The sequence below is a fragment of the Amycolatopsis sp. VC5-11 genome (assembly GCF_037034185.1).
In the GTDB taxonomy this organism is placed as follows: Bacteria; Actinomycetota; Actinomycetes; order Mycobacteriales; family Pseudonocardiaceae; genus Amycolatopsis; species Amycolatopsis nivea.
In genome coordinates this window covers 490,041-513,665 of sequence record NZ_JBAGKF010000002.1, presented here as the reverse complement: position 1 = coordinate 513,665, position 23,625 = coordinate 490,041, and the positions used below count along the sequence as shown (strand labels likewise).

General features: G+C 69.0%; 26 protein-coding genes. 13 read left to right on the top strand and 13 right to left on the bottom strand.

Annotation, left to right across the window (positions count from 1 at the left end):
- Positions 1 to 122: 122 nt before the first annotated feature.
- Both WA670_RS09705 and WA670_RS09700 read left to right on the top strand, forming a co-directional pair.
- Positions 123 to 1,190 (top strand): LLM class flavin-dependent oxidoreductase, encoded by a 1,068-nt coding sequence (locus tag WA670_RS09705; RefSeq protein ID WP_336157545.1) that lies wholly within the window; start codon positions 123 to 125, stop codon positions 1,188 to 1,190.
- Positions 1,187 to 1,720 (top strand): NAD(P)H-dependent oxidoreductase, encoded by a 534-nt coding sequence (locus WA670_RS09700; RefSeq protein ID WP_205673075.1) that lies wholly within the window; start codon positions 1,187 to 1,189, stop codon positions 1,718 to 1,720. Before WA670_RS09705 ends, WA670_RS09700 begins: the two co-directional genes overlap by 4 nt.
- On the opposite strand, the gene WA670_RS09695 is transcribed toward WA670_RS09700, so the two are convergent.
- Positions 1,672 to 2,580 (bottom strand): LysR family transcriptional regulator, encoded by a 909-nt coding sequence (locus tag WA670_RS09695; protein WP_336157544.1) that lies wholly within the window; start codon positions 2,578 to 2,580, stop codon positions 1,672 to 1,674. The genes WA670_RS09700 and WA670_RS09695 overlap by 49 nt on opposite strands.
- A gap of 244 nt (positions 2,581 to 2,824) precedes the next feature.
- Between WA670_RS09695 and WA670_RS09690 the strand changes: the two genes are divergently transcribed.
- Both WA670_RS09690 and WA670_RS09685 read left to right on the top strand, forming a co-directional pair.
- On the top strand, positions 2,825 to 3,076 hold the full coding sequence (locus WA670_RS09690) for a hypothetical protein (RefSeq protein WP_336157543.1): 252 nt from the start codon (positions 2,825 to 2,827) through the stop codon (positions 3,074 to 3,076).
- Entirely contained in the window at positions 3,073 to 4,647 is a 1,575-nt protein-coding gene (locus WA670_RS09685) for a multicopper oxidase family protein (RefSeq protein WP_336157542.1), read from the top strand. The genes WA670_RS09690 and WA670_RS09685 overlap by 4 nt, the downstream gene beginning before the upstream one ends.
- Here WA670_RS09685 and WA670_RS09680 read toward each other — a convergent pair.
- The 3 genes from WA670_RS09680 to WA670_RS09670 all read right to left on the bottom strand — a co-directional run bounded on the left by WA670_RS09680 (position 4,644) and on the right by WA670_RS09670 (position 7,212).
- On the bottom strand, positions 4,644 to 5,165 hold the full coding sequence (locus WA670_RS09680; RefSeq protein WP_336157541.1) for a hypothetical protein: 522 nt from the start codon (positions 5,163 to 5,165) through the stop codon (positions 4,644 to 4,646). The genes WA670_RS09685 and WA670_RS09680 overlap by 4 nt on opposite strands.
- Positions 5,166 to 5,295: 130 nt before the next feature.
- Positions 5,296 to 5,964, bottom strand: coding sequence for a response regulator transcription factor (locus tag WA670_RS09675; protein WP_336157540.1), 669 nt, complete (start codon positions 5,962 to 5,964; stop codon positions 5,296 to 5,298).
- A gap of 42 nt (positions 5,965 to 6,006) precedes the next feature.
- On the bottom strand, positions 6,007 to 7,212 hold the full coding sequence (locus WA670_RS09670) for a sensor histidine kinase (protein WP_336157539.1): 1,206 nt from the start codon (positions 7,210 to 7,212) through the stop codon (positions 6,007 to 6,009).
- Positions 7,213 to 7,359: 147 nt separating this feature from the next.
- On the opposite strand from WA670_RS09670, the gene WA670_RS09665 reads away from it, so the two are divergent.
- The 5 genes from WA670_RS09665 (at position 7,360) to WA670_RS09645 (ending at position 11,986) form a co-directional block, all read left to right on the top strand.
- The gene (locus WA670_RS09665; protein WP_037816974.1) at positions 7,360 to 7,866 is read left to right on the top strand and encodes a hypothetical protein; all 507 of its coding nucleotides are present in this window, start codon (positions 7,360 to 7,362) and stop codon (positions 7,864 to 7,866) included.
- Positions 7,863 to 8,912, top strand: a complete 1,050-nt coding sequence (locus tag WA670_RS09660; protein ID WP_336157538.1) for a peptidoglycan-binding protein — start codon at positions 7,863 to 7,865, stop codon at positions 8,910 to 8,912. The genes WA670_RS09665 and WA670_RS09660 overlap by 4 nt, the downstream gene beginning before the upstream one ends.
- Entirely contained in the window at positions 8,909 to 9,604 is a 696-nt protein-coding gene (locus WA670_RS09655) for an ABC transporter ATP-binding protein (RefSeq protein WP_336157537.1), read from the top strand. Before WA670_RS09660 ends, WA670_RS09655 begins: the two co-directional genes overlap by 4 nt.
- A gap of 280 nt (positions 9,605 to 9,884) precedes the next feature.
- Positions 9,885 to 11,090: an ABC transporter permease gene (locus tag WA670_RS09650; protein WP_037816980.1), complete on the top strand. Its 1,206-nt coding sequence runs from the start codon at positions 9,885 to 9,887 to the stop codon at positions 11,088 to 11,090.
- Positions 11,091 to 11,347: 257 nt separating this feature from the next.
- Positions 11,348 to 11,986, top strand: a complete 639-nt coding sequence (locus WA670_RS09645; RefSeq protein ID WP_037816981.1) for a helix-turn-helix transcriptional regulator — start codon at positions 11,348 to 11,350, stop codon at positions 11,984 to 11,986.
- Between the two features lie 7 nt (positions 11,987 to 11,993).
- Here the strand turns inward: WA670_RS09645 and WA670_RS09640 are convergent, their stop codons facing one another.
- Positions 11,994 to 12,617 carry a response regulator transcription factor gene (locus tag WA670_RS09640; RefSeq protein WP_037816984.1) on the bottom strand — a complete coding sequence of 208 codons (624 nt, stop codon included), beginning with the start codon at positions 12,615 to 12,617 and terminating at the stop codon, positions 11,994 to 11,996.
- Positions 12,618 to 12,757: 140 nt separating this feature from the next.
- On the opposite strand from WA670_RS09640, the gene WA670_RS09635 reads away from it, so the two are divergent.
- The 3 genes from WA670_RS09635 to WA670_RS09625 all read left to right on the top strand — a co-directional run bounded on the left by WA670_RS09635 (position 12,758) and on the right by WA670_RS09625 (position 15,209).
- On the top strand, positions 12,758 to 13,333 hold the full coding sequence (locus WA670_RS09635) for a TetR/AcrR family transcriptional regulator (protein ID WP_336157536.1): 576 nt from the start codon (positions 12,758 to 12,760) through the stop codon (positions 13,331 to 13,333).
- Positions 13,334 to 13,764: 431 nt separating this feature from the next.
- Positions 13,765 to 14,478 (top strand): ABC transporter ATP-binding protein, encoded by a 714-nt coding sequence (locus WA670_RS09630; RefSeq protein ID WP_336157535.1) that lies wholly within the window; start codon positions 13,765 to 13,767, stop codon positions 14,476 to 14,478.
- On the top strand, positions 14,475 to 15,209 hold the full coding sequence (locus WA670_RS09625; protein WP_238604421.1) for an ABC transporter permease: 735 nt from the start codon (positions 14,475 to 14,477) through the stop codon (positions 15,207 to 15,209). The genes WA670_RS09630 and WA670_RS09625 overlap by 4 nt, the downstream gene beginning before the upstream one ends.
- On the opposite strand, the gene WA670_RS09620 is transcribed toward WA670_RS09625, so the two are convergent.
- From WA670_RS09620 to WA670_RS09610, 3 genes are read right to left on the bottom strand one after another with little or no spacing between them, the layout of a single operon-like run.
- The gene (locus WA670_RS09620) at positions 15,206 to 15,775 is read right to left on the bottom strand and encodes a hypothetical protein (protein ID WP_336157534.1); all 570 of its coding nucleotides are present in this window, start codon (positions 15,773 to 15,775) and stop codon (positions 15,206 to 15,208) included. The genes WA670_RS09625 and WA670_RS09620 overlap by 4 nt on opposite strands.
- Positions 15,772 to 16,305: a hypothetical protein gene (locus WA670_RS09615; protein WP_336157533.1), complete on the bottom strand. Its 534-nt coding sequence runs from the start codon at positions 16,303 to 16,305 to the stop codon at positions 15,772 to 15,774. The genes WA670_RS09620 and WA670_RS09615 overlap by 4 nt, the downstream gene beginning before the upstream one ends.
- A gap of 60 nt (positions 16,306 to 16,365) precedes the next feature.
- Positions 16,366 to 17,841, bottom strand: a complete 1,476-nt coding sequence (locus WA670_RS09610; protein WP_134728177.1) for a flavin-containing monooxygenase — start codon at positions 17,839 to 17,841, stop codon at positions 16,366 to 16,368.
- Between the two features lie 80 nt (positions 17,842 to 17,921).
- On the opposite strand from WA670_RS09610, the gene WA670_RS09605 reads away from it, so the two are divergent.
- Positions 17,922 to 18,563: a TetR/AcrR family transcriptional regulator gene (locus tag WA670_RS09605; RefSeq protein WP_037817003.1), complete on the top strand. Its 642-nt coding sequence runs from the start codon at positions 17,922 to 17,924 to the stop codon at positions 18,561 to 18,563.
- Here WA670_RS09605 and WA670_RS09600 read toward each other — a convergent pair.
- From WA670_RS09600 to WA670_RS09580, 5 genes are all read right to left on the bottom strand, one after another.
- A complete protein-coding gene (locus WA670_RS09600) occupies positions 18,550 to 19,407 on the bottom strand; it encodes a sigma factor (protein ID WP_037817243.1) in 858 nt (285 codons plus the stop codon). The two genes, WA670_RS09605 and WA670_RS09600, sit on opposite strands and share 14 nt — an antisense overlap.
- Positions 19,408 to 19,418: 11 nt before the next feature.
- The gene (locus WA670_RS09595) at positions 19,419 to 20,447 is read right to left on the bottom strand and encodes an NAD(P)/FAD-dependent oxidoreductase (protein ID WP_051729270.1); all 1,029 of its coding nucleotides are present in this window, start codon (positions 20,445 to 20,447) and stop codon (positions 19,419 to 19,421) included.
- 65 nt (positions 20,448 to 20,512) lie between these two features.
- Positions 20,513 to 20,974: a GNAT family N-acetyltransferase gene (locus WA670_RS09590; protein ID WP_037817004.1), complete on the bottom strand. Its 462-nt coding sequence runs from the start codon at positions 20,972 to 20,974 to the stop codon at positions 20,513 to 20,515.
- Positions 20,975 to 21,027: 53 nt separating this feature from the next.
- Entirely contained in the window at positions 21,028 to 22,593 is a 1,566-nt protein-coding gene (locus WA670_RS09585; RefSeq protein ID WP_037817005.1) for an ABC-F family ATP-binding cassette domain-containing protein, read from the bottom strand.
- Positions 22,594 to 22,753: 160 nt separating this feature from the next.
- Entirely contained in the window at positions 22,754 to 23,566 is an 813-nt protein-coding gene (locus tag WA670_RS09580; RefSeq protein WP_037817006.1) for a helix-turn-helix transcriptional regulator, read from the bottom strand.
- Positions 23,567 to 23,625: the final 59 nt, after the last annotated feature.

Here is a 23,625-nt window from a genome sequence, read left to right as displayed (position 1 = left end):
GTAACCGGGCCCGGCAAACGGGTGAGCACGGCCTTCGCCGGAAATAGTTGTCTGCGCAGACAGGTTAATCCGGACAGGCCCGGCCGCGGCGTGCGACCGGGCGCCGGAAAGGAGCACCGACGATGGCTGAACCGCAGAATCTCCCGGCCGCCGGACCGCGACCGTTCGAAATCGGCATCCTGACGTTCGCCGAACTCACCAAAGACCCGGTCACCGGGTCGCTTCCCTCGCCGCGACAGCGGGCACGCGAGACGATCGAGCAGGCACAACTCGCCGACCAGGTCGGGCTGGACGTCTTCGGCGCCGGCGAGCATCACCGCACCGACTTCGTCGGGTCCGCGCCCTCGGTCCTGCTCGCCGCGGCGGCCGAGAAAACCGAGCGGATCCGGCTGACCAGCGCGGTGACCGTGCTGAGTTCCGAGGACCCGGTGCGGGTGTGGGAGCAGTTCGCGACGATCGACCTGCTGTCCGCGGGCCGGGCCGAGATCATCGCGGGCCGCGGGTCCTACACCGAATCCTTCCCGCTCTTCGGCTACGACCTCGCCGATTACGCCGATCTCTTCCGCGAAAAGCTCGACCTCCTGCTGGCCATCCGCGAGCAGAACCCGTTGACCTGGAAGGGAAAGTTCCGGGCACCGCTCGATGACGCCGACATCGCGCCGCGCGCGGACGGCCTGCCGATCTGGGTGGGTGTCGGCGGGTCCGCGGCATCGGCGGTCAGCACCGGACGGCGCGGGCTGCCAATGGCGATGGCGGCTCTGCTGGGACCGTTGACCCAGCACGAGGAGACCGCGGCGCTCTACCGGCAGGCGGCGCGAGAAGCCGGGCACGAGCCAGCGTCGATCAGCATCAACGTGCACGGGTATGTCGGGCGCACCAGTCAGGAGGCGCGCGAAACCATGTATCCCTACTTCGCGCAGGGCATGCTGGAGAACAATCATCAGCGCGGGGTCGGGATGCGGATCTCCCGGTCCGCCTTCGAAGCGCAGGCGTCGCCCGGGTCAGCGCTGCTGGTCGGCAGTCCGGCGGAACTGATCGAGAAACTGCTTGCCTACCACGAGGTCTACGGGCTGAACCGGGCGTTGATCCAGCTCGGGTTCGGCGGGATGCCGCAGAAGGAGCACCTCGCCGCGATCGAACGGCTCGGCACCGAGGTCGCCCCGGTGGTGCGGTGGGAGATCGCGTCGTGAGCGGGCTGCGGGTGGTGGTCGTCAACGGGAGCCCGAGCCGGCCGTCCAAGACGATGGGGTTGGTGGACGTCATCCTGGAAACGCTCGGCAAGCTGGTCCCCGTCGAGGCGTCCCGGATCGACGTGTACCGGCTGGGGCTCGGCGAAACCGTCGAACGCTCGGACGCGCCGCCCGAGGTCGAGGCCGCGTTGCGGAGCGCCGAAGAAGCCGACTTGCTGATCGCGGCGACGCCGGTGTTCCGCGGTTCGTATCCCGGGATGTTCAAGCAGTTCTTCGATCTGGTCGACCAATACGCGCTCGTCGACAAACCCGTCCTGCTTGCCGCGACCGGCGGCGGCGACCATCACGCACTCGTGCTGGAGCACGCGCTGCGGCCGTTGTTCGGGTTCTTCCAGGCCCTCACACTGCCGGTCGCGATCTTCGCGTCCAGCGGGGATTTCGACGGAACGGTGCTGTTGAATCCGCGCGTGCACGGGAGGATTCAGATCGCGCTCGAGTCCGCGGGCCGGTACCTTCCCGTGCCGAAGTAGTCCATCGCGAACTCCGTCAACCGTTGTGCCGCAGCGGAAAGGTACGCGTCCGCACGCTGCACCACGGTCAAGGTCCGATAGCAATCCGGAGCGTCCAGCTCCAGCCCGACGGCTGCCTCGTCCTTGGCGGCCTGTCGGGCGACCTCCGGCACCAGCCCGATCCCCAGCCCGCTCGCGATCAGCTGACCGGTCGCGCCGGGTTCGTCGCTCTCGCAGGAGTAGTTCGGTTCCAGCCCGGCTTCGGCGAAGAGGCGGTCGGAGAGGGTGCGCGGCCAGTAGCCGGGACGCGTGGTCACCATGGGCTCGTTCGCGAGGTCCGCCATCCGCACGCGTTTGCGCCGCGCGAGCCGGTGCGTGCTCGGCACGGCGAGAATCACCTCCTCGCGCAACAGTTCCCGCGATTGGAGGCCGGGCTGCCGCAGCGGCTGCGAGGCGAAGCACAGATCGACCTCGCCCGCGCACAACTGCTGCGCCATGGTTTCCGCCGACGATTGGTACAGCCGCAGTTCGACGCCGGGGTACTCCGCGCGGAAGGCGCTCATCAGGCCGGTGAGCGTGAGCAGGGTTTCCGACGCGACGGCGACCCGGCCGTGGTCCAGACCGGCCAGATCGACGAGTTCCTGGCGGGCGTCGTCGAGTTCGCGCAGCGCCCGGTCGACGCGGCGCAGGAACGTGGTGCCGAACTGGTTGAGCCGCAGCCCCCGTCCGGCGCGCTCGAACAGCGGCACGCCGAGATCCGCCTCCAGCCGTGCGATCGCCCGGCTCAACGACGGCTGGGCGATGTGCAGCTCGGCCGCTGCCTGGCTGAGGTGGCCGCGGTAGGCGACCGCCTGGAAGTAGCGCAGCTGCAGCAGGTCCATCTCATAGCTCCGAGGTCATGAGTACATGGCGATTTTGGTCTTGGACGGCATGAGAAGTTCAGCTTAGCGTCTGAACGGGGGAATTCTTACGCGCACTAGGGGGAACGGTGGCCGAAGCGGCCCGGACACGCGGGCGGACGTTGCTGGTGGTGATGCGGGTCGTCGTGACGGTGCACGCCGTCGCGATCCTGGGTCAGCCGGTGTTCGCCGGACGTATTTGATCGGCGACTACAGCATGCTGGCGATGCACGAACTCGGCGCGAACATCGTGTCGACGGTCGCGCTCGTGCAGCTCGTGCCCGCCGCGCTGTACTGGTGGCGCGGCGGCGTCCAGTGGCCGTTCTGGGCGAGTTTGCTGCTGGCCGGCGGCGAGACCGCGCAGTACTTCGCCGGCCAGGCCGGTGCTCTTGACCTGCACATTCCGCTCGGCGTCGCACTGGTCGCGATCGCGCTCGGGACGCTGTTCGGCATCTGGCGGACCGGGGCACGGCGATGAGCGGGATGTCGCGCCGCCGGTTTCTCGGACTGGCGGGCGGTGCCGGAGTAGTGCTCACAGCCGGGTTCGTCACGCCGCGGTTGTTGCGGCCGGCCGCAGCCACCGGCGAGCTGCTGACCAGCGAAGTGCCGCTGCCGCAACCGTTTCAGGTGCCGTTGCCGCTGCCGCCGGTGCTGAATCCGGTCTCCCGCGACGGCGGCGTCGACCGGTACGAGATCGTGCAACGGGCCAGCACCGCGGAGATTCTTCCTGGACTGCGCACGCCGATCTGGGGTTACCAAGGCACTTTCCCCGGGCCGACGATCGAGTCCCGCAGCGGCCGGACCACGATTGTCCGGCACCGCAACGAACTTCCGGTCCCGACCGTCGTGCATCTCCACGGCGGACGCACGCCACCGGAGTCCGACGGTTACGCCACTGACCTCGTGTTGCCCGCTGACGGCCGGTATCTCGCCGGTGCCGGGCACGGGCATTCGGGGATGGCCGACCCGGACGCCGTTGTCACCACCGGCACCCGCGAGTACACGTATCCGTTGCAGCAAAAGGCCGCGATGCTCTGGTATCACGACCACCGGATGGATTTCACCGGACCGGCCGTCTATCGCGGACTCGCCGGACTGCACATCGTCCGCGACGCCGAGGAAGACGCGCTGCCATTGCCGCGCGGCGAGCGAGAGATCCCGCTCATGATCACCGACCGCGCGTTCGCCGAAGACGGATCGATGCGATACCCGTCGTTGGACCCTTCGTTGCGAACCGTACCGGGAGTGGAAGACGCTTACGCAGCAGGCGTTCTCGGCGACGTACTGCTGGTGAACGGCGCGCCGTGGCCGGTCGCGGAAGTGTCGGCGACCCGGTATCGCCTGCGATTCCTCAACGGTTCCAACGCTCGCCGGTACGATCTCGCCCTCAGCCCGCCACCGCCGAGCGGACCCGCGTTCACGCAGATCGGGTCGGATCAAGGCTTGCTCGACGCACCGCGCGGCCACGAGCATCTGCCGATCGCACCTGCCGAACGGTACGACATGGTGGTCGACTTCGGCGCTTATCCGGTGGGTACCGAGGTCACGCTGGTCAACCGTCTCGGAACCGGGTCCACGGCACAGGTAATGCGCTTCCGCGTCGCGCGCCGGGCGAAAGACGACAGCCACATTCCGGCGAAACTGTCCGAAATGGAGCGACTCGACCGGGCACACGCGGCGGTGACCCGCGAGTTCGCGTTCCGAAGTGGACAGTTCAACGGCAGGCACGGCTGGACGATCGGCGGCGAGGCGTTCACTCCGACGAAGATCGCGGCTCAGCCGAAACTCGGCGACGTCGAGATCTGGCGGTTCGTCGCGGATCTGCACCATCCGATCCACCTGCATCTGGTGCACTTCCAGGTGCTTTCCCGCGGCGGCAAGGATCCCGCGCCGCACGACGCGGGCCGGAAGGACACTGTGGACCTTCGGCCCGGCGAAGAGGTCGAGGTGATCGCGCGATTCGACGGGTACCGCGGGCGGTACATGTTCCATTGCCACAACGCCGAGCACGAGGACATGGGGATGATGGCCACGTTCAAGACCGTTTAGCCCGGACGCAGCCAAGTTTTGACGCGTCGGCCGGTCGCGAACGCGCACACCAGCAGTGGCAGCACCCAGTCCGCGTCGATCAGGAAGAACGAGACCAGAGACGCGCCGCCCGGGTCGAGCACCCGGCTGCCGTCGATCGGCACGAACGCGACGACCATGGCGACCGCGACCACCAGCAGTCTGCTGCCCGCGCCGAGCAGCACGAGCGTCCGGCCGAGCGGGTTGCGCAGCGCCAGCAGCATCGCGCCAGCCAGGCAGCACACTCCGCAGAGGACCTGGCTGACGAGTCCGCCGAGCATGCTGGCCGAAAGGGTGCCGTCGTCGGCGGGCACGTACATCGCGATCAACGACAGCGCGTCGACCGGGTTCCAGCGGCCGCTCGGCTGGACGGAGTCCACTGTGGCGGACGGCCAGATCAGGAACACCGTTTCGCGGACGGCGACCAGTACCGCGAACCCGATCGCGAGTGCCGCGCCCGCCGGTAACCGCCTCGTCCGCTCGACCGTTCGCTCCGTCACCAGGCCCCTCCTTCGCCACCGAGGCGGCAAACCTAGCCCGGTGCGGAGGGGACCGGTCCCGGACCGTCCGTGAAGGGCTCATTGAGGGAATCTGATTCCGGCAAGGAGCCCTTCACGGACCGGCGGCGGGCTAAGCGGGCGTGGCGGCCAGCCGGTATCCGGCTCCGGCGACCGTCTCGATCACCGGCGGCGAGCCCAGTTTCCGCCGCAACGTCATCACCGTGACCCGCACCGTGTTGGTGAACGGGTCGGCGTGCTCGTCCCACGCCTTTTCCAGCAGCTGCTCCGCGCTCACCACCGTCCCGTCGGCCCGCATCAGGACCTCCAGCACCGCGAACTCCTTCGGCGACAACGGCAGGAAGCGGCCGTCGCGGGAGGCCTGGTGCCGGGGCAGATCCAGGACCAGACCGGCCGCCTCCAGCACCGGCGGCAGCGCCGGACGCGCCCGGCGGGCCAGCGCGTGCACCCTGGCGACCAGCTCCGCGAAGACGAACGGTTTGGTCAGGTAATCGTCCGCGCCGAGGTTGAGTCCTTCGATGCGGTCGGTGACGTCGGCAGCCGAGGTGAGCATGAGGACCCGGGTCTCGCCGCCCGCGTCGACGATCGCCGCGCAGACCTCGTCACCGTGGACGGTCGGCAGGTCCCGGTCCAGGACGACGACGTCGTACGCGTGCACGGCGACGCGTTCGAGGGCCTCGCTGCCGTCGTAGCAGACGTCCACCGCGATGGAATAGCGGCGCAGTCCTTCGGCGATCGAATCCGCGAGGAGCGGCTCGTCCTCGACAATCAGTACCCGCATTCGATCATCATGCCCTGAACGGCGATAAAGCCGAGATAAGGATCAAGCGGGCAGCCGCACCTCGACCGTCAAACCGCCGTTCGGATTCGCCCGCGCCGACACGTCCCCGTCGTGCGCGCGGGCGACCGAACGCACAATCGACAGCCCCAGTCCGGAATGGTCCGCCGCGCCGGTCCGATCCGGTTTTCCCCGCCGGAAGGGTTCGAACAGGCCCGCGACCTGGTTGTCGTCCACATTGGACCCGGAATTGCGGACGCTCAGGGCGGGTGTCGCGCCGATGGTGATCGAGACCCAGCCGTCCGGGATGTTGTAGCTGATCGCGTTGCTCACCAGGTTCAGCACCAGGCGTTCGAGCAGCACGGCATCGCCGACCATCGTACGCGCGCGCAGTCGGGTCTCCACGGTCACGCCAGCCTCTTTGGCTTGCGCGGCAGTGAGTTTCACTACGGAACGGACCACTTTGTCCAGTCGCACCGGAGCCCGTGCACTCAGGCCGCGATCACTGCGCGCGAGCACCAGCAATCCTTCGATCAGCCGTTCGCTGCGTTCGTTGGTCTGCAGCAAATGCGCGCCCAGTTTGGTCAGCACCGGCCCGGCGTCGGGGTTTTCCAAGGCGACTTCGATCAGCGTCCGCTGCACCGCGAGTGGAGTGCGCAACTCGTGGGAAGCGTTGGCTACAAACCGTTTCTGGCTGTCGAACGAACCGGCGAGACGGTCCAGCATGCTGTCGAAAGTGTCGGCGAGTTCCTTCAATTCGTCACGCGGGCCGTCGAGGTTGATGCGCTGATCGAGCTTCCCGGCTTCGAGCCGCCGCGCGGTCGAGGTGATCGTGTGCAACGGCCGCAGCGCGCGTCCGGCCATGAACCAGCCGAACAGCAACGCCAGCGCGGCGGTGACCACCAGCGCGATCGCCGACGCGAGGACCAAAGTGGACATTGTCGAACTGCGGTAATCGGTGAGCACCGCAGTCGCCACTTTCTCCGCGGAAGCGGGGACGGTCTGCATCGGGATCGTCGTCGCCTCCATCGGGACCGATTCGACGTCGGCGGCGACCTGGCTCAGCTTCAGCGAGGCTCCGTCGCCGAGATACTGCGCGGGCGCGGGCAGTTCGTTGCTGACGACGGTGTAGGTCACCACCACCAGCACGAGCCCGGCCAGCAGGAAGAACCCGCCGTACAGCGCGGTGAGCCGGGTCCGCACGGACAGCCGCAGCGGCCCCCGGCGCGGGCCTGCGCTCTTCTCGGCCAAGGGTCCTCCCAGGTCGTGGCTGCCGACAGTCTGTCCTATCCGGGCATAAGGAGAGGATAAACAAGATCGCTTAACGAGCCTGTATCGCCGCGTCGGTACTACTGGGCCACCGGCGGGAACGACCCGCCCGAGCGAAGGAGAATCCCGATGCGGAAAGCACGTCTGGCGGCTGTCGGAGCCGGACTCGCGCTGGCGCTGCTCACCGGGTGTTCGTCCGGGGAAACCGCGCCGCAGGTGCCGTCGATCTCCAGCCCGAAGGCAAGCCCGCAGCAGGACGCCGCCGCCGGAAAAGCCGATCCCGCAGCGGACCGGGACGCGATGCGCGCCTACGCGAAATGCATGCGCGAACACGGCGTCGACACACCGGATCCGGGCGAGAACGAAGCCCCGACCATCAATTTCTCCAACGATCCCAAGACCATGGCGGCCCTCGACGCCTGCAAGAAGCTGCTGCCGGGCGGCGGAATGCCGAAGAAGCTCACGCCGGAGGAACTGGACAAGGCCCGGAAGGACGCCAAATGCATGCGCGAGCATGGCGTCGACATGCCGGATCCGGACGCGAACGGCGGCGCACAGGCGCTGCCGATGAAGGACGACGGGACCAAATTCGAGGAAGCGCTCAAGGCGTGCGGAATGGGAATGGCCGGAAAGTGACCGGGAAACGAGGACGCTGGTTCATCGCCGCGGGAGCGACGGTCGTCGTGCTCGGCACGACCTCGGCGGTCGTGCTGACCCACGTCGCCTCCGGCGGCGAACCAGCCGCGGCGGCGAAGCCGGTGGCGACCGCCGAAGTGACCAAATCGGACTTGAAGGAAGAGGAGAACGCGACCGGGAAACTCGGCTACGGCAAGGAATCCGCGCTGAGCGGCAAGAAGAACGGCACCGTGACCTGGCTGCCCGGTCGAGGCGACGTGCTCGGCCGCGGCAAGACGGCGTACACAGTGGACGCCAAGCCGGTGCCGCTGTTCTACGGAACCCTGCCGTTCTATCGCGTGCTGAACGACGGCGTGGACAAAGGACCGGACGTCAAAGAGCTTGAAGAGAACCTGAAAGCACTGGGATACGGCGGTTTCGGCACCCCGGACGAGAAGTTCACCTCCGCGACCGCGACCGCGCTCAAACGCTGGCAGAAATCACTCGGCTTGGCACAGACCGGGACGTTCGATCCGGCCGACGTCGTGCTGGCCCCCGGCGAGATCCGGGTGTCGTCGGCGACCGGCCAGCTCGGCGGCCCCGGCGCGGGCGAGGTTTTCAAGTACACCGGCACGGCCCGCGTCGTGGAGGCCGAATTGGACGCGACCAAGCAGAGCGTCGCGGTCAAGGGCGCGAAGGTGTCCGTCTCGCTCAACGGCCGCACGCTGACCGGCACGATTACCGATCTCGGCGACACCGCCGCGGAGGACAAGGAAACCGGCAAGGCGAAGGTCACTGTCCAGATCCAGGTGGACGACCCGGCTGCTGCCGGAGACGTCGTCGATGTCCCGGTATCGGTGCGGTTCACCAAGGAGGTCCACCAGGACGTCCTGGTGGTGCCGGTCGGCGCGCTGGTCGCGCTCGCCGAGGGCGGATACGCGGTCGAGGTCGACGAGCAGGGCAAGCGGCGGCTGGTCGGCGTCGAGACTGGGTTGTTTTCGGGCGGGCAGGTCGAGGTCAAGGCCGCCGGTCTGCACGCGGGCCAGCGGGTGGTGACGACGTCATGATCCCCGTGTTGGCCGCGTATCGGGTGTCGCGCACCTACGGCGGAAACGTGCCTGCATTGCGGAATTTCTCACTGTCCTTTTCGGACGGCGAGATGGCGGCGATCGTCGGACCGTCCGGTTCGGGCAAATCCACGCTGCTGCAACTGATGGGCACGCTCGACCGTCCGACGGAAGGCCGGATCGAGATCCGCGGACACGACGTCGCACAGCTGTCCGACCGCAAACTCGCCGCACTGCGCTCGCGGTGGATCGGGTTCGTGTTCCAGCAGTTCTTCCTGGACGACGGCGAAACCGCGGTGAACAACGTGTGCAGCGGCCTGCTGTACAGCGGAGTCCCGAAACGAAAACGCCGGACGCGGGCGCTGGAGGCCCTCGACCGGGTCGGGCTCGGACATCGCGCCGGACACCTGCCAGGCGAACTGTCCGGCGGCGAACGGCAGCGAGTCGCGATCGCCCGGGCGGTCGTGAACACGCCGCCGATCCTGCTCGCCGACGAACCAACCGGAAACCTCGACACCGGCAACGGTGCGGCAGTGCTGTCCTTGCTCGCGGAACTCAATGCTGGCGGCACCACGGTCGTGCTGATCACGCACGACCGGGAAATCGCGGCCGGAATGCCGCGGCGAATCGAGATCCTCGACGGGGAATTACGCCTCGACACTGGTGCGGCCGACCTGGCGGTGCCGCAGTGAGCGCGCCCGGGCCGGATCGGCTCGGTGCCGCCGACCTGCTGCACGCTGCTGCCGACCGCAAACTCCACCCCACCACCGCACCCGGCAAAGGCATCCCAATGACCGCACCCAGCCCGAAACAGCCCGGTCCCGCCGACCCGCCGCACACCCGCCGACACCACCACCGCCCCGGCCGGAACGCCGCAATGACCGCACCCAACCCGAAACAGCCCGCCCCACCCCGCACCAAAGCCCCGCACCCCCCTGCCAACAGCACAACCCACCCGGCAGGAGCACCCCAATGACCGCACCAGCCCCACCCAGCCCGACCCGGCTCGGTCCCGCCGATCTGCTTTCCCTTGGCGCGCACGGATTGCGCACCCGCCCGCTGCGCGCGATGCTGTCCGCGCTCGGCATCGCCATCGGGGTCGCGGCGATGGTCGCCGTGCTGGCCATCCCGGCGTCGGCGGACCAAGCACTGCAGGACAAGCTCGCCGCGATGGGCACCAATCTGCTCCGCGCCGAGGCCGGGCAGACGCTCATGGGCGGTTCGGCGAAGCTGCCGGACTCGGCGGTCCCGATGGTGCGGCGGATCGCGCCGGTCGAGGGGGCGGTGGAGGTCGGCAAGGTCAACGCCAAGGTGTACCGCAACGACCGGGTCGGCAAGGACGATTCGGCGGGCGTTTCGGTGTTCGCCGCGCGGCCGGATCTGCTGCCGGTGCTCGGCGGGAAGGTCCGGACCGGGACGTTCCTCGGCCCGGCGAACCAGCGCTTCCCGGCGGTCGTGCTCGGGTCGGAGGCGGCGTCGAGGCTCGGCATCGACCACCTCGATCCGACGCTGCCGCCGCAGGTCCTGATCGGTTCGGCGTGGTTCAGCGTCGTCGGGATTCTCGCGCCGATGCCGCTCGCGCCGGAGGTCGAACGGTCGGTGCTGATCGGCTGGGACGTCGCCAAGCAGGTCTTCGGCTTCGACGGCCATCCGAGCACGGTGTATCTGCGGGCGCGGGAATCGCAGGTCAACGCGGTCCGCTCGGTGCTCGCCGCGACGATCAACCCGGCCGCGCCGAACGAGGTGGCGGTCGAGCGGCCGTCTGACGCGCTCGCCGCGCAGCAGCTGACCAAGAACACCTACGGCGCGCTGTTCCTCGGCCTCGGTGGGGTGGCGCTGCTGGTCGGCGGAGTCGGCGTGGCGAACACAATGGTGATCTCAGTGCTGGAACGCCGGCGCGAGATCGGGTTGCGCCGCGCGCTCGGGGCGACCAGGGGCCAGGTCCGCGGGCAGTTCCTCGCCGAATCGGTGCTGCTGTCCGGGTTGGGCGGGCTCGTCGGGGTGGTGCTTGGGGTCGGCGCGACCGCCGGGTATGCGCTCAGCCAGGGCTGGCCCGCGGTGCTGCCGCCGGTCGCGTTCGCCGGCGGGGTGGCGGTTTCGGCCGCGGTCGGGGCGATCGCCGGGGCGTATCCGGCGATGCGGGCCGCGCGGCTTCCCCCTGCTCAGGCGCTCGCCTGAGCAGGGGTCGGCCCGCGGGACCGGATCGCGTGAACGCCACCCGGTCGTGCGGGCAATTACCACCGCTGGACTCCCGTCTAGTGCTATCGTGCAACTAAGGTTACAAGCACTAACGTTCGATTAAGTCCTTAACTGCTGCTGAGGTACCGCAGGCACTACCGCGCCCGGGCAGCGCGGGGGATCGACCTCGCGCACCGGATCGCGGATCCTCGGCTCAGCGGAGGATGCGGCGCGGAACGACTGGTCTGTGAGCTGACATGAGCGCATTGCCCGAACGAGTGGCGATCATCGCCAACGACCCGATCAGCGGCGAAGGAGCCGCCGCCTACCTGCGCGGCACGCCCCGGTACGCCGTGATGGCTCCCAGCGAAGTCCCGCGCGCGGACGTCCTGCTCGTGATCGTGCCGGAGGTCCGCGAGAAAACCCTGGCCGACCTGGCGCGGATCCGGCGGACCGCGCTCGTCGCGGACGTGCGCGCGGTGCTGGTCGCGGACCGGATCGAGAAGGCCGAACTGGGCAGGCTCGGCGGATTCGGCCTGTCCGCGGTGCTGTACCGCGGTTCCGCGACGCGCGAGAAGATCCTCGAAGCGCTGGCCGCCCGCGTGCCGGCGGCCGAGCCGGAAGACGTCCGCGCGACCCGGCTGACGAACGAGTTCCACACCAGCGAGGGCGAGGCCAGGTACCCGCGCGGCTTCCTCGACCGGCACCGGCTGCAGAGCCGCGAGGTAGAAATCCTCGGCCTGCTCGCGGACGGTTTCGGCACGGTCGAAATCGCCGACCGGATGGCGTATTCGGAGCGGACGATCAAGAACATCATCAGCACGCTGCTGGTGCGGTTCGATCTGCGGAACCGCTCGCACGCGGTCGCGTACGCCCTGCGGACGGGCATCATCTGAACACCCCTCAGATCGCACCGTTCCGGAGCGCGTAGGCGACCGCGTGCGTCCGGTTGCGCAATTCGAGACGCTGCGACAGATCGTGGATCACCTTCTTCACCGCGCGCTCGGAGAAGTTGATTTTCTCCGCGGTTTCCGCCGTGTCAAGGCCGTCGGCCAGCAGCCGCAGCACGTCGATTTCCCGTTGCGTCAGGCCGGAACTGTGCTTCGGCCGCGGTTCGATCGGCCGGCGGAAATGGCTGAGCAGCGTGCCCAGCGCCGCCGGGGGCAAGATCCCGCCGCCGCGCGAAGCGGTCAGCACCGCGGCGGCCAGCTGCTCGCTCGACGTGCGCTCGCGATTCAGCAGGGCGACCACGTTGCACTCCACCGCGGTCAGCACCGCCGAACCAGCCGCCGGCTCGTCGACGAGCAGCACCACCGGAGCGTCCACAGTGGCCTTCAGCCCGCGCAACGCCGACGTCACCTCCACCGACAGCAGCTCGGCCGCGACGATGATCACGTCCACCTCGTCAGTCACGACGGAAAACTCCGGCCGAGCCTGCAGCCAGCTCCGGATCCCGTTGTCGGTCAGGGGATCCGAGGCTCGAATGAGCACCCGGACCGCTGTCTCGTGCACCGCCGTCCCGTTCATCCCCGCTCCCCCTGCCCTCCCGGTCGCCCGAACCTAAGGCCCCGGCGGGACGACCGGCGATCCCGCGCGGGGTACAGATCAGGTACAGCCAGCTGTACCGCCCATGGTCCCGCGATACTGGAGCGGACGAAAGGACGCCGATGGCACGGACGGGACGCCGCCCCGGGCAGACCGAAACGCGGGAGGCCATTCTGGCCGCCGCGCGGGACCTGTTCGGCCGGAACGGGTACGAGGGCGCGACGATCCGCGCGATCGCCGCGGAGGCGGGCGTCAATCCCGCGCTCGTGCACCATTTCTTCGGCAGCAAGGACCAGGTTTTCGCGACCGCGCTGCACCTCCCGGCCGACCCCGGCGTCGTCGTCGCCGCGATCCTCGACGGCCCTCGCTCCGAGGTGGGCGAACGGCTCGTCCGGCTGTTCCTGACGCTCTGGGAAACCCCCGCTTCGCGCGACGCCTTCTTCGGCGTGCTGCGCTCGGTCTCCACCACCGAACAGGCCGCGGACATGCTGCGCGGCTTCATCCAGGGCGCGCTGCTGGACAAGATCGCGGACGCGCTCGACATCCCGCCGCTGCGGGTCACCGGCATCGCCGCGCAGCTCGTCGGGCTCGCGATGGTCCGGTACGTCGTGCAGGTCGAGCCGCTCGCGCGGGCCGCGCACGAGGACGTGGTCGGGTTGATCGCTCCTGCCGTGCAGCAGTACGTCGACCGGGGCTGACCTCGGAGCGCGGCTTTCGTTTCCGGGGAAGTCCGTGAGGGCCACCCTGAGGGAATCTGATTCCCATGCCAGGGACTTAAGGCGGCCCTGCGGATGCATGGGGAGCGCGTCGGCCCGGCCGAGAAAACCGGGCTGCCTGCCGGCAGACGGGCCGGTCGGGCGGTGTGTGGTCTGTGAGGGACCCCTTGAGGGAATCTGATTCCCTCAAGGGGTCCCTCACAGACCCACGGACACGGTCAGACGGGTATCAATCGGGCATTGCGGCGGAGGCGGCGTCCTGTGTGGACAGTCCGCAGGCTGAGGCTGACCGGCTTAAGTCCCTGGCATGGAACCCTAACTCCCTCAGGGTGGCCCTCACGGACTTCAGCATCGCGCGTCCCCGCACTCGCCTGGGCTTGACACCGAAATTCCGCGCGCGCAGAATTCATCGCATGATTAATTCCGCGGTGGTCATCGACGTCCTGCGGGTCGTCCGCGGTGGCCGGGAGGTGCTGCGCGACGTGAGCTTCCGCGTCGAGCCCGGTTCGGTGACCGGGTTGCTCGGGCCGAGCGGCTGCGGGAAGACCACGTTGATGCGCGCGGTCGTCGGCGTGCAGGTGACCCACGGCGGCACCGTCACGGTGCTCGGCGAACCGGCCGGCAGCCGACGGTTGCGCAAGCGGATCGGGTACGCCACGCAGGCGCCAGCGGTCTACGCCGACCTCACGGTCACCGAATCCCTGCGTTACTTCGCCTCCGTACTGGGCGCGCCGTCCCGGTCGGTGCCCGAGGCGATCGATCAGGTCGGCCTCGGTTCGCACGCCGACGCACTGGTCGGGCGACTTTCCGGCGGCCAGCGCAGCCGGGCCAGCCTTGCCGTCGCGTTGCTCGGCACGCCTGAACTGCTCGTGCTCGACGAACCGACCGTCGGGCTGGATCCGTTGCTGCGCGAGCATTTGTGGAACGTTTTCCATCGGCTCGCCGCCGAGGGCACCACGCTTCTGGTGTCCAGCCACGTCATGGACGAAGCCGCCCGCTGCACCCGGTTGCTGCTGATGCGCGACGGCGCGCTGCTCGCCGACGATTCGCCGGACGCCCTGCGCGCGGCCACCGGCGAACAAGACCTCGAACGCGCGTTCCTGCACCTGGTGAAGGCCCAGCGATGACTGTCTCGATCACTCTCGCCACCACTCGCCGCATCCTCGCCCAGCTGCGGCACGATCCGCGCACCGTCGTGATGCTCGTTCTCGTGCCGACGCTGCTGATGGTGTTGCTGCGCTTCGTCTTCAACTCGGCCGAGACGTTCAGCCGGATCGCGCCCGCGCTGCTCGGCGTGTTCCCGTTCGTGATCATGTTCCTGATCGCGTCGATCACCACCCTGCGCGAACGCACCGCGGGCACCCTGGAGCGGCTGATGACGCTGCCGCTGGGGAAATTCGACCTGCTCGCCGGGTACGCGCTGGCGTTCGGGCTGGTCGCGGTGCTGCAGGTGGCGGTCGCGACTGCGGTCAGCCTGTGGTGGCTGGGACTGTCGGTGGCCGGTTCGGTGTGGTCGCTGCTGCTGATCACCGTGCTCGACGCGTTGCTCGGCATGGCGCTCGGCCTGTTCGTGAGCGCGTTCGCGACGAGCGAGTTCCAGGCCGTGCAGTTCATGCCGCTGTTCGTGCTGCCGCAAACGTTGCTGTGCGGGCTTTTCCAGCCGCGCGACCAGATGGGCTGGGTGCTGCACTGGCTGTCCGACGTGATGCCGCTGTCCTACGCCGTCGAAGCGCTCACGCAGGTGACGCACTCCGCGGACTGGACGACGACGTTGACCCGCAACATCCTCGTCGTGCTCGGGTGCGCGGTACTGGCGCTGGGTCTTGGAGCGGCGACGCTACGCCGTCGTACGCCTTAGAGCCGCCTCGCCGCCGCCTCGTAAGCCGCGCGGTTGCGGTTGAGCCATTTCTCGAAGTAGTGGTCGGACTGCGCGTAGACATATCCCGGCGGCACGAACAAAACGGCGAAGACCACGAAGGTGCCGAGCCCGATAATCACCAGTTTCAGCAAGGCGTCCGGCGGGTTTCTGGACATAAAGGACAGTCCACATACGACAGCGGCTAAACAGCCCATCCCCGCTGCGGCAAAGAAAGCGCCCCGCACATTCCCCGGCGTACGACCAGCAGGTGGGCGCGAACCCGGGTTCAACGCACGTTCGGTCGCGGGCCTGCCCCGCCAGATCAGAACTCCGCCGAGCCACAGCACCGCGAAGAAAACACCGCCGCCCGCCAGGCTGAATCCTCCGGCCGCGGAATGAGCCAGCACCCCGACCAGAATCCCGCTGAAACCGAAAAGCCCGGCGAGGCTGGCCGTCATCACCCGGTAGACCCGCCGGGTGGTGACGATCGCCTGCAGCCGCGTCGTGTAGTCGCGCAGCCGTTGCTCGGGAGTGTCCGCGACCGCGCGAACCTGATATCCGCTCACGGCTTCCGGACGAAACCGGCCGCGCGGAGCCGCTCGGTCTCGCGGATGTCGAGGTGCGTGCGCACCCCGCTCCCCACCGTGGTGTCCCCGTTCAGCACCCCGAGCGCGATGACCACGAACCCGAGCGTGCGGATCAGCATCGCCCAGCCCGCCTTGCCGAGCCCGATCCGGCCGCCGTCGCGGAGCCGGACCAGGCGGATCCCGTTGAAGAGCGCGCCGAGGCCGCGTCCGTTGCCGTAAAACCAGCCGTACAGCAGCGGCACGACGATCAGCCCCGCCACCCCGATCACGCTCGCCCCGACGGCGGCGTCGAAGGCGTTCGACTTGAAGTAGTACGCCACCGCCGCGGCCGCCGACAGGCCGGTGACCAGGAGGAAGTCGACCAGCCATGCCCAGAGCGTGGAAGCGGTGCGCGCCTCGACGTACAGGTCGCCGTTCTCGAACGCACGAATCCGCGCCGCCGCGCCCTTGCCGAGGACGGGTTCGGCCTGCGCGCGGAGGCGGGCCATGACGTCTTGCTCAGTCTTCACGCCACACTGACGCCGCGCGCGAGCCGCGGGTTCCCCTGGCGAACGCAAATCACCCTCGGCTCAGGCGAAGCTGTAGTCCTCCAACGGGAACCGCGCCGCCTCGCGGTGGGCGCTGATTGTTGAGGTCGGCCGGAGCAGGGTCGCCTCGCCGTGCTGGTTGAAGTAGTAGCTGTTGGCCGTCGCGCACTGGCCGAGCGCGAACACTGAGTGCCCGACCTTGTGCTTCATCCGGCCGAGGAACTCGTCGTTCGCCCGCTGGGTCACCTCGAACACGTCCGAGCCCCGGGCGCGCATCCCCTTGAACAGCCGGTCGATGTGCTTCATCTGGCATTCGATGGTCGTGAAGTACGAGAGCCCGCTGTAGGAATACGGGCTGTTGAGCGAAACCAGGTTCGGGAACCCGGGCACGGTCACGCCCTCGTACGCCTGGAAGCGGTTGTCACGCCACCACTTCCCGAGGTTCTTGCCGTCGCGGCCGATGATCTCGATCGCCGGGAAGTTCACGTCCCACAGGTTGAAGCCGGTGGCCAGCACGAGCGTGTCGATCTCGGTGCGCTTGCCGTCCGCGGTGACGATCCCGGTTTCGTCGATCCGTTCGATGCTCGTCGTTTCGAGGTGCACGTGCGGGCGGGTGAAGGCCGGGAAGTAGTCGTTGGAGAACGTCGGCCGTTTGCAGCCGAAGGAGTAGTCCGGCGTCAGCTTGCGGCGCAGTTCGGGGTCGCGGACCTGGCGGTACAGATGCGCGCGGCACCAGCGTTCGGCGATCCGGTTGGCGCCGCGGAACTGCCGGTACTGCACCACGCCGGAGATCATCATCAGTTCCAGCACCGAACTGCCCGCCAGCCGCACCGCGCGCTGCACCAGCGGCAGCTTCGCGAACGCCTGCTGCAGCGGCTTCGGCACGGCGTAGTCCGGCTTCGGGCTGACCCAGATCGGCGTGCGCTGGTACACCGTCAGTTCCGCGGCGACCTTGGCGATCTCCGGGATGAGCTGGACGGCCGTCGCGCCGGTGCCGATCACCGCGGCGCGTTTGCCCGCCAGGTCGTAGCTGTCGTCCCACTTGGTGGTGTGGATGACCTTGCCCGCGAACCGGTCGATGCCCTCGATGTCGGGCATCTTCGGCTGCGACAGGAAGCCGGTGGCGGTGAGCAGGTACTTCGCGGTGACCGTCTCGCCGCCCTTGATGCTGACCCGCCAGTTGGAGCCGTCCCAGGTCGCGCCGGTCACGACGGCGCCGAAGCGCATCGAGGCGCGCAGACCGTACTTGTCGGCGACGTGCTCGGCGTATTTCTTCAACTCCGCACCCGGCGCGAACAGCCGTGACCAGTACGGATTGGGTTCGAACGAGTAGGAGTAGGTGGACGACGGGATGTCGACGGCCAGCCCCGGGTACCGGTTCACGTGCCAGGTCCCGCCGAGGTCGTCCTCGCGATCGAGAATCAGCAGGTCGCGGTAGCCGAGGCGGCGGAGCTGGATGGCCGCCCCCATGCCGCCGAAGCCCGCGCCGACGATGACTGCGTCGTACTGCGCGTCCATGTCCGACCTCTCGTCCGGAACTACTTGTCAGTAACGGAACGGTATGTCACTTCGCCGGACTTGGCAATACACTGCAGTGCGTGACAGCCCAGGAGAGCCCCCGCACCACCCGAGCCGAGCGCAAGAAGCAGGAACTGCGCCGCGAGATCATCGACGCGGCGTTCGATTGCTTCGCCGACCTCGGCTACCACGCCACCGGGATCTCCGACATCGCCACGAAGCTCGGCATCGGGCACGGCACCTTCTACCGCTACTTCCAGAACAAGCGCGACATCGTCGACCACGTCATCGACGACCTGGTCGCCCGCATCGTCACCGCGCTCACCGCGGAAAACGCGCCGGACGCGGTGTCTACTTTGGACGCCTACCGCGAGCAGACCGCCCGGATCGGCGACGCGCTCGCGCAGATCTTCGGCGAGGACCCGCGCGTGCCGCGGCTGCTGCTGTTCGAGGCCGCCGGTATCGACAAAGCGATGGCGGCGCGCGTACTCGACTTCTTCGAGCTGGCCACGGAACTGACCGCGGCGTATCTGTCGCACGGCGTGGAGCTGGGCTACCTGCGCGCGGATCTCGACATCGAGAACAGCGCGCGGGCGATCAACGGCATGATCCTGGCGTCAGCGATCGCTTCGCTGCGCAACCCGGACCCCGAGGAGCAGCGCCGGGTGAGCGAGGCCGTGCGGCGGATGATGTACGACGGGATCGCGGCTAGGCGAGAGTGATCTCGGTCAGCTTGTCGGGGTTGCGCACGAAACACAGCGTCGACACACCGGCATCGCCCGCGCGGACGGTGACTGTGGTCGTCGCCTTGCCGTCCTGGAGGAAGACCGCACCGGGGCCGCCGTTGATGATCGCGGGCACGATCGTCACCTCCTCCATCGTGGAGATTCCGATGAGGAACTGCGCGATCCGGTCCCGGCCGAACAACGGCTTGCGCGCGGCGAGCACCTTCCCACCACCGTCCGAGTACAGCACCGCGTCCGGCGCGATCAACGCCGCCACCTTGTCGATCTCGCCGGACAACACCGCCTCGGCGAGCGTCGCCAGCGCCTCGGCGTCACGATTCCCCTGGTCTGGCAAGGAATCCCCGATCGCCGACGTCACCGCCCGTTGCGCGCGCGAGACGAGCTGACGGGCCGCCGCAGGCGTTGTCTCCAGCACTTCGGCGACCGACGGATAGTCGACGTCGAGCACCTTCCGCAGGACATATGCCGCCGCCTGCTCCGGGGTCAGCGTGCTGAGCACGAAGTCGAGCGCCTGGCCCAGACCGTCGCGATGCAGCACCTCCCACTCCGGCGAATCCCCCTCGACCACCGGATCCGGCAGCCAAGGACCGGGATAGTTCTCGCGCCGGCGCCGCTGCGCGCGGACCGCGTTGAGCGCCAGGCGCGAGACCATCACCGACAGAAACGCGTGCGGGACGCGGACCGTCTCGAGGTCCACCCGGGACCAGGTTTCCCACGCGTCCTGCACGACGTCCTCCGCGTCGTACCGCGATCCGGTGATGTGGAAGGCGGCGGCGAGCATCGTCGGCCGATGCGCGGTGAAGACGTCGCCGTGGTCCATGCCGGCCAAGTCTAGGCGCCGGCCGGCCACGAGTACCGGCCCGCGCGATCCCGTTCCTGGCTCAGCCACCGCACGGTCATCCGGCAGATCGTCTCCTTGACGAGCCCGCCCGCGCGCCCGTCGATCGCGATCGCGCGCTCGGTGTCGTCCGGGTGCAGGAACTGGACACGTCCGCGTCCGCTGCCGAGGTCGGTGCACTGGAGCACGTAGCCCATCCGGAACGGCTTCCCGGCCTGCCCTTCGCGGCGCGCGGTGATGACGTCGGCGACGTGCGCGCCCATCGGCAGCGCCGTCGCGCACGCGGCGCGGAAGGAGGTGTGCACGGCGTCGCCCGCGCCGAGGATGTTCGGGTGCCCGGGGACGGTGAGCTGCTCGTCCACCAGCAACCGGCCGAACTCGTCGACCGGCAGTCCCGAATCGGCGGCGAGACTCGGCACGGTGAACCCGGTGGTGTCCACGACGAGCCCCTCGAGCTCGGCCGGATCGACGCGTCGGCCGAGTTCGATCTCGACGCCTTGTTTGGCGAGAAACCGCAGGTGCGCCCGGATCGCGCGGCGGTCCGGGGCGGTGGAGACCAGCTTCACCGCGCGTCCGGCTTCGCGCAGCGCCCCGGCCAGCTCGACGCCGGTCAGGCCCGCGCCGACGATGGTGACCGGCGCGTCCGGTGCCTCGGCGAGGGCGGTGCGGAGCCGTTCGGTCTCCTCCTCGGAGACGATCCGGTAAGTGCCGTTGTGGACGCTGGTCCCGGATCCGACCGCGTAGACGAGGGTGTCGTAGGGCAGGTTCTCGGCGGAGGCGAGCTGGATCTTGTCTTCACCGATCTTCGTCACGGTGTCCTGGACGACCTCGACGGCCGGGTTCAGCACGGTCTCCAGGTCGAGCCGGGCGTTCTCCCGGAGACCGGTGGCCACGCGATGAAGCCGGATTCGCTCGACGAACCACGCGTTCGGCGTGACCAGCACCACTTCCTCGCCACGCCCAGCGAGCCGGTTCGCGGCCATGACCCCGGCGTATCCCGCGCCGAGCACTGTCGTCGTCATGCTGTCCTCCTCCGCTTTCGGGGTTTCAGCGGATGGACACCGGTCGCGGAAAATCTGTGACAGCTTCAGAGACGGCGAGACAGGTAGGTGCTGTTCGGGTCGTCTCGGTAGTTCCCGAACGGCGCGCACGGGGTGAAGCCCGCTCGCGTGTACAAGGCACGGGCCGGGGCGAAGAAGTCCATGCTGCCGGTTTCCAGGGAGACGCGCTCGATGCCACGGTCTTTGGCGTCCTGGAGCAGGTAGTCCAGGAGCGTGCGGGCGATGCCTTGCCCGCGTCGTGCGGGGTCGGTGCGCATGCTTTTCAGTTCCTCGTGCCGCGGCTCCAGCGTCGCCAGTGCGGCGGTGCCGACGAGGTGCCGGTCGTCCCGGACCGTCCAGAGCCGGACGTGGGGACGCTGGAGCGCGGCCAGGTCGAGGGCATGCCTGCTCTCGGCCGGGGAGGTGGGCGCGAGGTCGTCCAAGTGTGCCTGCAGGAACCGCCGAAGCTGCGGGTCCGCGAAGTCAGCACGCTCGATCAGCAGAGGCATTGCCCCAGACTGCCCTGTGGATGTTTCGCCGCTGTTACCTCGCGCCCACCGCGTCAGAGCGCCAACCGCGGCCAGGAAGCCGTGTCACGCAACAACTGCCGGTCGTGCGTAGCCACCACCGCTGCCGCCGACGTCGAGTGCAGGGCGTCGGTCAGTTCGTCGACCAGCGTTGCCGACAGGTGGTTCGTCGGCTCGTCCAGCAGCAATACCTGCGGGCGCGCGGCCAGCACCAGCGCCAGATCCAGCCGCCGCCGGGCTCCGGTCGACAGTTCGGCGATCGGGCGGTGGCGGTCGTATCCGCTGAGCAAGCCAAGGTCGGCCGAGCCCAGGAGCTCAGCAGCGGTCCGCCGGGCTGGCAGGGCGGATTCCTGGCCCAGCCAGCCGATCCGCACCGACCGGGCGCGGGTGACCGTGCCCGACGTCGGCACCAGCGTTCCGGCGAGCACCGCCAGCAGCGTCGACTTTCCGGCCCCGTTCCGGCCGGTGACGACGAGCCGGTCCGCGCCGCCGAGGGTCAGGTCGACCGGATGGTCCAGCCGTCCGGCGACGGTCACCCCGGCCGCTCGCAGCGCGACAGTTCCTTGGTGCTGCGGCAGTTCCGGCATGGCGAACCGCGCGGGCGGCGGCGGGACAGCCACCACGTGCGCGTTCAACTCCTCCTGCCGTCGGTGCACGGCGCGAACCAGACCGGGTGCCCGGGTCGCGCGGGTGTGCTTGCCGTGGCCCTTTTCCGGACGCCAGTTGTCGCGCAATCGGTTCTGTGCTGCGGAAAGATCGTCCGCGAGCCGCTGTCGTTCCGCGAGTTGCTCGGCGTGCAGCGCTTCCCAGCGAGCCCGTTCGGCTTGCCGGGCCTCGACGTACGCCGAATAGCCGCCGCCGTAGCCGCGCGGACGGCCGTCGCTCGACGGGTCGAGGTCCAGCACGGACGTGGCGACGTCGGCGAGCAACGCGCGATCGTGGCTCACCAGCACGACCACGCCCGGGTACGCGCGCAGCCGTTCGGTGAGGTGCGCGAGACCGGACGCGTCGAGGTGGTTGGTCGGCTCGTCCAGCAACAGCACGGAATGTCCCGCGCCGAGCAGGCACGCCAGCCGGACCCGATGCCGCTGCCCGACCGACAACGTGCCGAGCGGGCGGCTCCGGTCGTCGACCGCGTTCAGCGCGGCCAGCGAGACCTCGACCCGCCGGTCCGCGTCCCACGCGTCGAGCGTTTCGGCGGTCGAGAGCGCGGCGGCGAACGCGTCGTCCGCGCCGGGTTGCCCTTCGGCGAGCGCGGTCGTCGCGGCTTCCAAACAGGCCAGCGCATTGCGCACGGCCGCCAGTTCGAGATCGATCAGATCGCCGACGGTTTCCCGGTCTCCCAAGGGAATCTGCTGGTCGGCAACACCGATCGGGCCCGCGCGGCGAACCTCGCCGCGGTCGACCGGCTGCGTCCCGGCGAGCACGCGCAACAAGGTGGTCTTGCCACGCCCGTTCTCGCCGACAATGGCGACCCGGTCGCCGGCCGCCGCGACCAGATCGACCCCGGCGAGCACCGGGCGGCCGCCGAAGGAGACGTGGACGTCGGACAGCCGGACATGCGCCGTGCGCACGAGCGCAGGCGAAAGCGGAGATGTCATGAGGGAAATGCCTCCGATGAAACGTGATCAGCAACAAGGACGAGGGCCGGTGCCGCGAACGCGCGCGGTACCGGTGGAGGCGGTGATCCCTCAGAGGTAGAGCTGGTGCTGTATCACGATCACCAGGGTAGGCGTCCGAGAGAAGGCGCGCATCCGAATTTCACGCCACGAGCGACGGGAGCTTCGCGGCGGTCTCCGGATCCGCGGGCAAGCAGGTGAACAGCTTCCGGCCGGTTTCGTCCATAGTGGACAGTTTCACGTAATCGAAGGCGAGCACCCCGGCCCGCGGATGGTCGAAAACGCGCCGGTTGCCGGTGAACGGCGCGACGTCGTGGGCGGCCCACCATTCGGCGAACTCCGGGCTCGCCTCGCGCAGCGCCCGCACCAGCTCGGCCGAACGCGCGTCCTCGGCCCGGGTCGCGGCGTCGGCGCGGTACTGCGCGAGGAGATTTCGGGCCTGCCCCGGCCAGTCGACCAGCAGCGTGCGGATCCGCGGCACGGTGAACACCAGCCACAGCAGGTTCCGCTCGCCGTCGGGCAACAGCGCCGGATCGCCGATCAGCGCGGCCTCGGCGCGGTTCCACGCGACGAAGTCCCAATGCGGGTCGAGCACGTACGCCGGGTTCGGATCCAGTGCGTCGACCATGCCCTGCAGCAGCCGCGGCGAAGACTCCGCGGGATGGTCTGGCGGCTCCTCGGCGAGAGCGAACAGATGCTGCCGTTCCGTGTCCGAAAGCCGCAGTTCCCTGGCGAGACTTGCCAGCACCTGCCTGCTGACAGTGATGTCCCGAGCCTGCTCAAGCCACGTGTACCAGGTGACGCTGACCCCGGCCAGCTGCGCGAGTTCCTCCCGGCGCAACCCCGGCGCGCGCCGCCGCGGCCCCGCCGGAAGACCGACCTCCGCCGGAGTGAGCCGATCGCGCCGCGAACGCAGGAAGTCCGCGAGGGCGCGCCGGCGCGATGCAGACGACATGCGTTCCTTTCCGGTCCTGGTAGTGGCGATACCAGCATATTCGCCCGCTACCCCCGCGT

Coding starts and splice junctions, on each gene's coding strand:
- WA670_RS09580 (WP_037817006.1), bottom strand. CDS start 23,566: ATGTCGTCTGCATCGCGCCGGCGCGCCCTCGCGGACTTCCTGCGTTCG.
- WA670_RS09665 (WP_037816974.1), top strand. CDS start 7,360: ATGCGGAAAGCACGTCTGGCGGCTGTCGGAGCCGGACTCGCGCTGGCG.
- WA670_RS09705 (WP_336157545.1), top strand. CDS start 123: ATGGCTGAACCGCAGAATCTCCCGGCCGCCGGACCGCGACCGTTCGAA.
- WA670_RS09585 (WP_037817005.1), bottom strand. CDS start 22,593: ATGACATCTCCGCTTTCGCCTGCGCTCGTGCGCACGGCGCATGTCCGG.
- WA670_RS09685 (WP_336157542.1), top strand. CDS start 3,073: ATGAGCGGGATGTCGCGCCGCCGGTTTCTCGGACTGGCGGGCGGTGCC.
- WA670_RS09625 (WP_238604421.1), top strand. CDS start 14,475: ATGACTGTCTCGATCACTCTCGCCACCACTCGCCGCATCCTCGCCCAG.
- WA670_RS09640 (WP_037816984.1), bottom strand. CDS start 12,617: ATGAACGGGACGGCGGTGCACGAGACAGCGGTCCGGGTGCTCATTCGA.
- WA670_RS09650 (WP_037816980.1), top strand. CDS start 9,885: ATGACCGCACCAGCCCCACCCAGCCCGACCCGGCTCGGTCCCGCCGAT.
- WA670_RS09590 (WP_037817004.1), bottom strand. CDS start 20,974: ATGCCTCTGCTGATCGAGCGTGCTGACTTCGCGGACCCGCAGCTTCGG.
- WA670_RS09595 (WP_051729270.1), bottom strand. CDS start 20,447: ATGACGACGACAGTGCTCGGCGCGGGATACGCCGGGGTCATGGCCGCG.
- WA670_RS09655 (WP_336157537.1), top strand. CDS start 8,909: ATGATCCCCGTGTTGGCCGCGTATCGGGTGTCGCGCACCTACGGCGGA.
- WA670_RS09630 (WP_336157535.1), top strand. CDS start 13,765: ATGATTAATTCCGCGGTGGTCATCGACGTCCTGCGGGTCGTCCGCGGT.
- WA670_RS09610 (WP_134728177.1), bottom strand. CDS start 17,841: ATGGACGCGCAGTACGACGCAGTCATCGTCGGCGCGGGCTTCGGCGGC.
- WA670_RS09645 (WP_037816981.1), top strand. CDS start 11,348: ATGAGCGCATTGCCCGAACGAGTGGCGATCATCGCCAACGACCCGATC.
- WA670_RS09690 (WP_336157543.1), top strand. CDS start 2,825: ATGCACGAACTCGGCGCGAACATCGTGTCGACGGTCGCGCTCGTGCAG.
- WA670_RS09600 (WP_037817243.1), bottom strand. CDS start 19,407: ATGGACCACGGCGACGTCTTCACCGCGCATCGGCCGACGATGCTCGCC.
- WA670_RS09635 (WP_336157536.1), top strand. CDS start 12,758: ATGGCACGGACGGGACGCCGCCCCGGGCAGACCGAAACGCGGGAGGCC.
- WA670_RS09675 (WP_336157540.1), bottom strand. CDS start 5,964: ATGCGGGTACTGATTGTCGAGGACGAGCCGCTCCTCGCGGATTCGATC.
- WA670_RS09695 (WP_336157544.1), bottom strand. CDS start 2,580: ATGGACCTGCTGCAGCTGCGCTACTTCCAGGCGGTCGCCTACCGCGGC.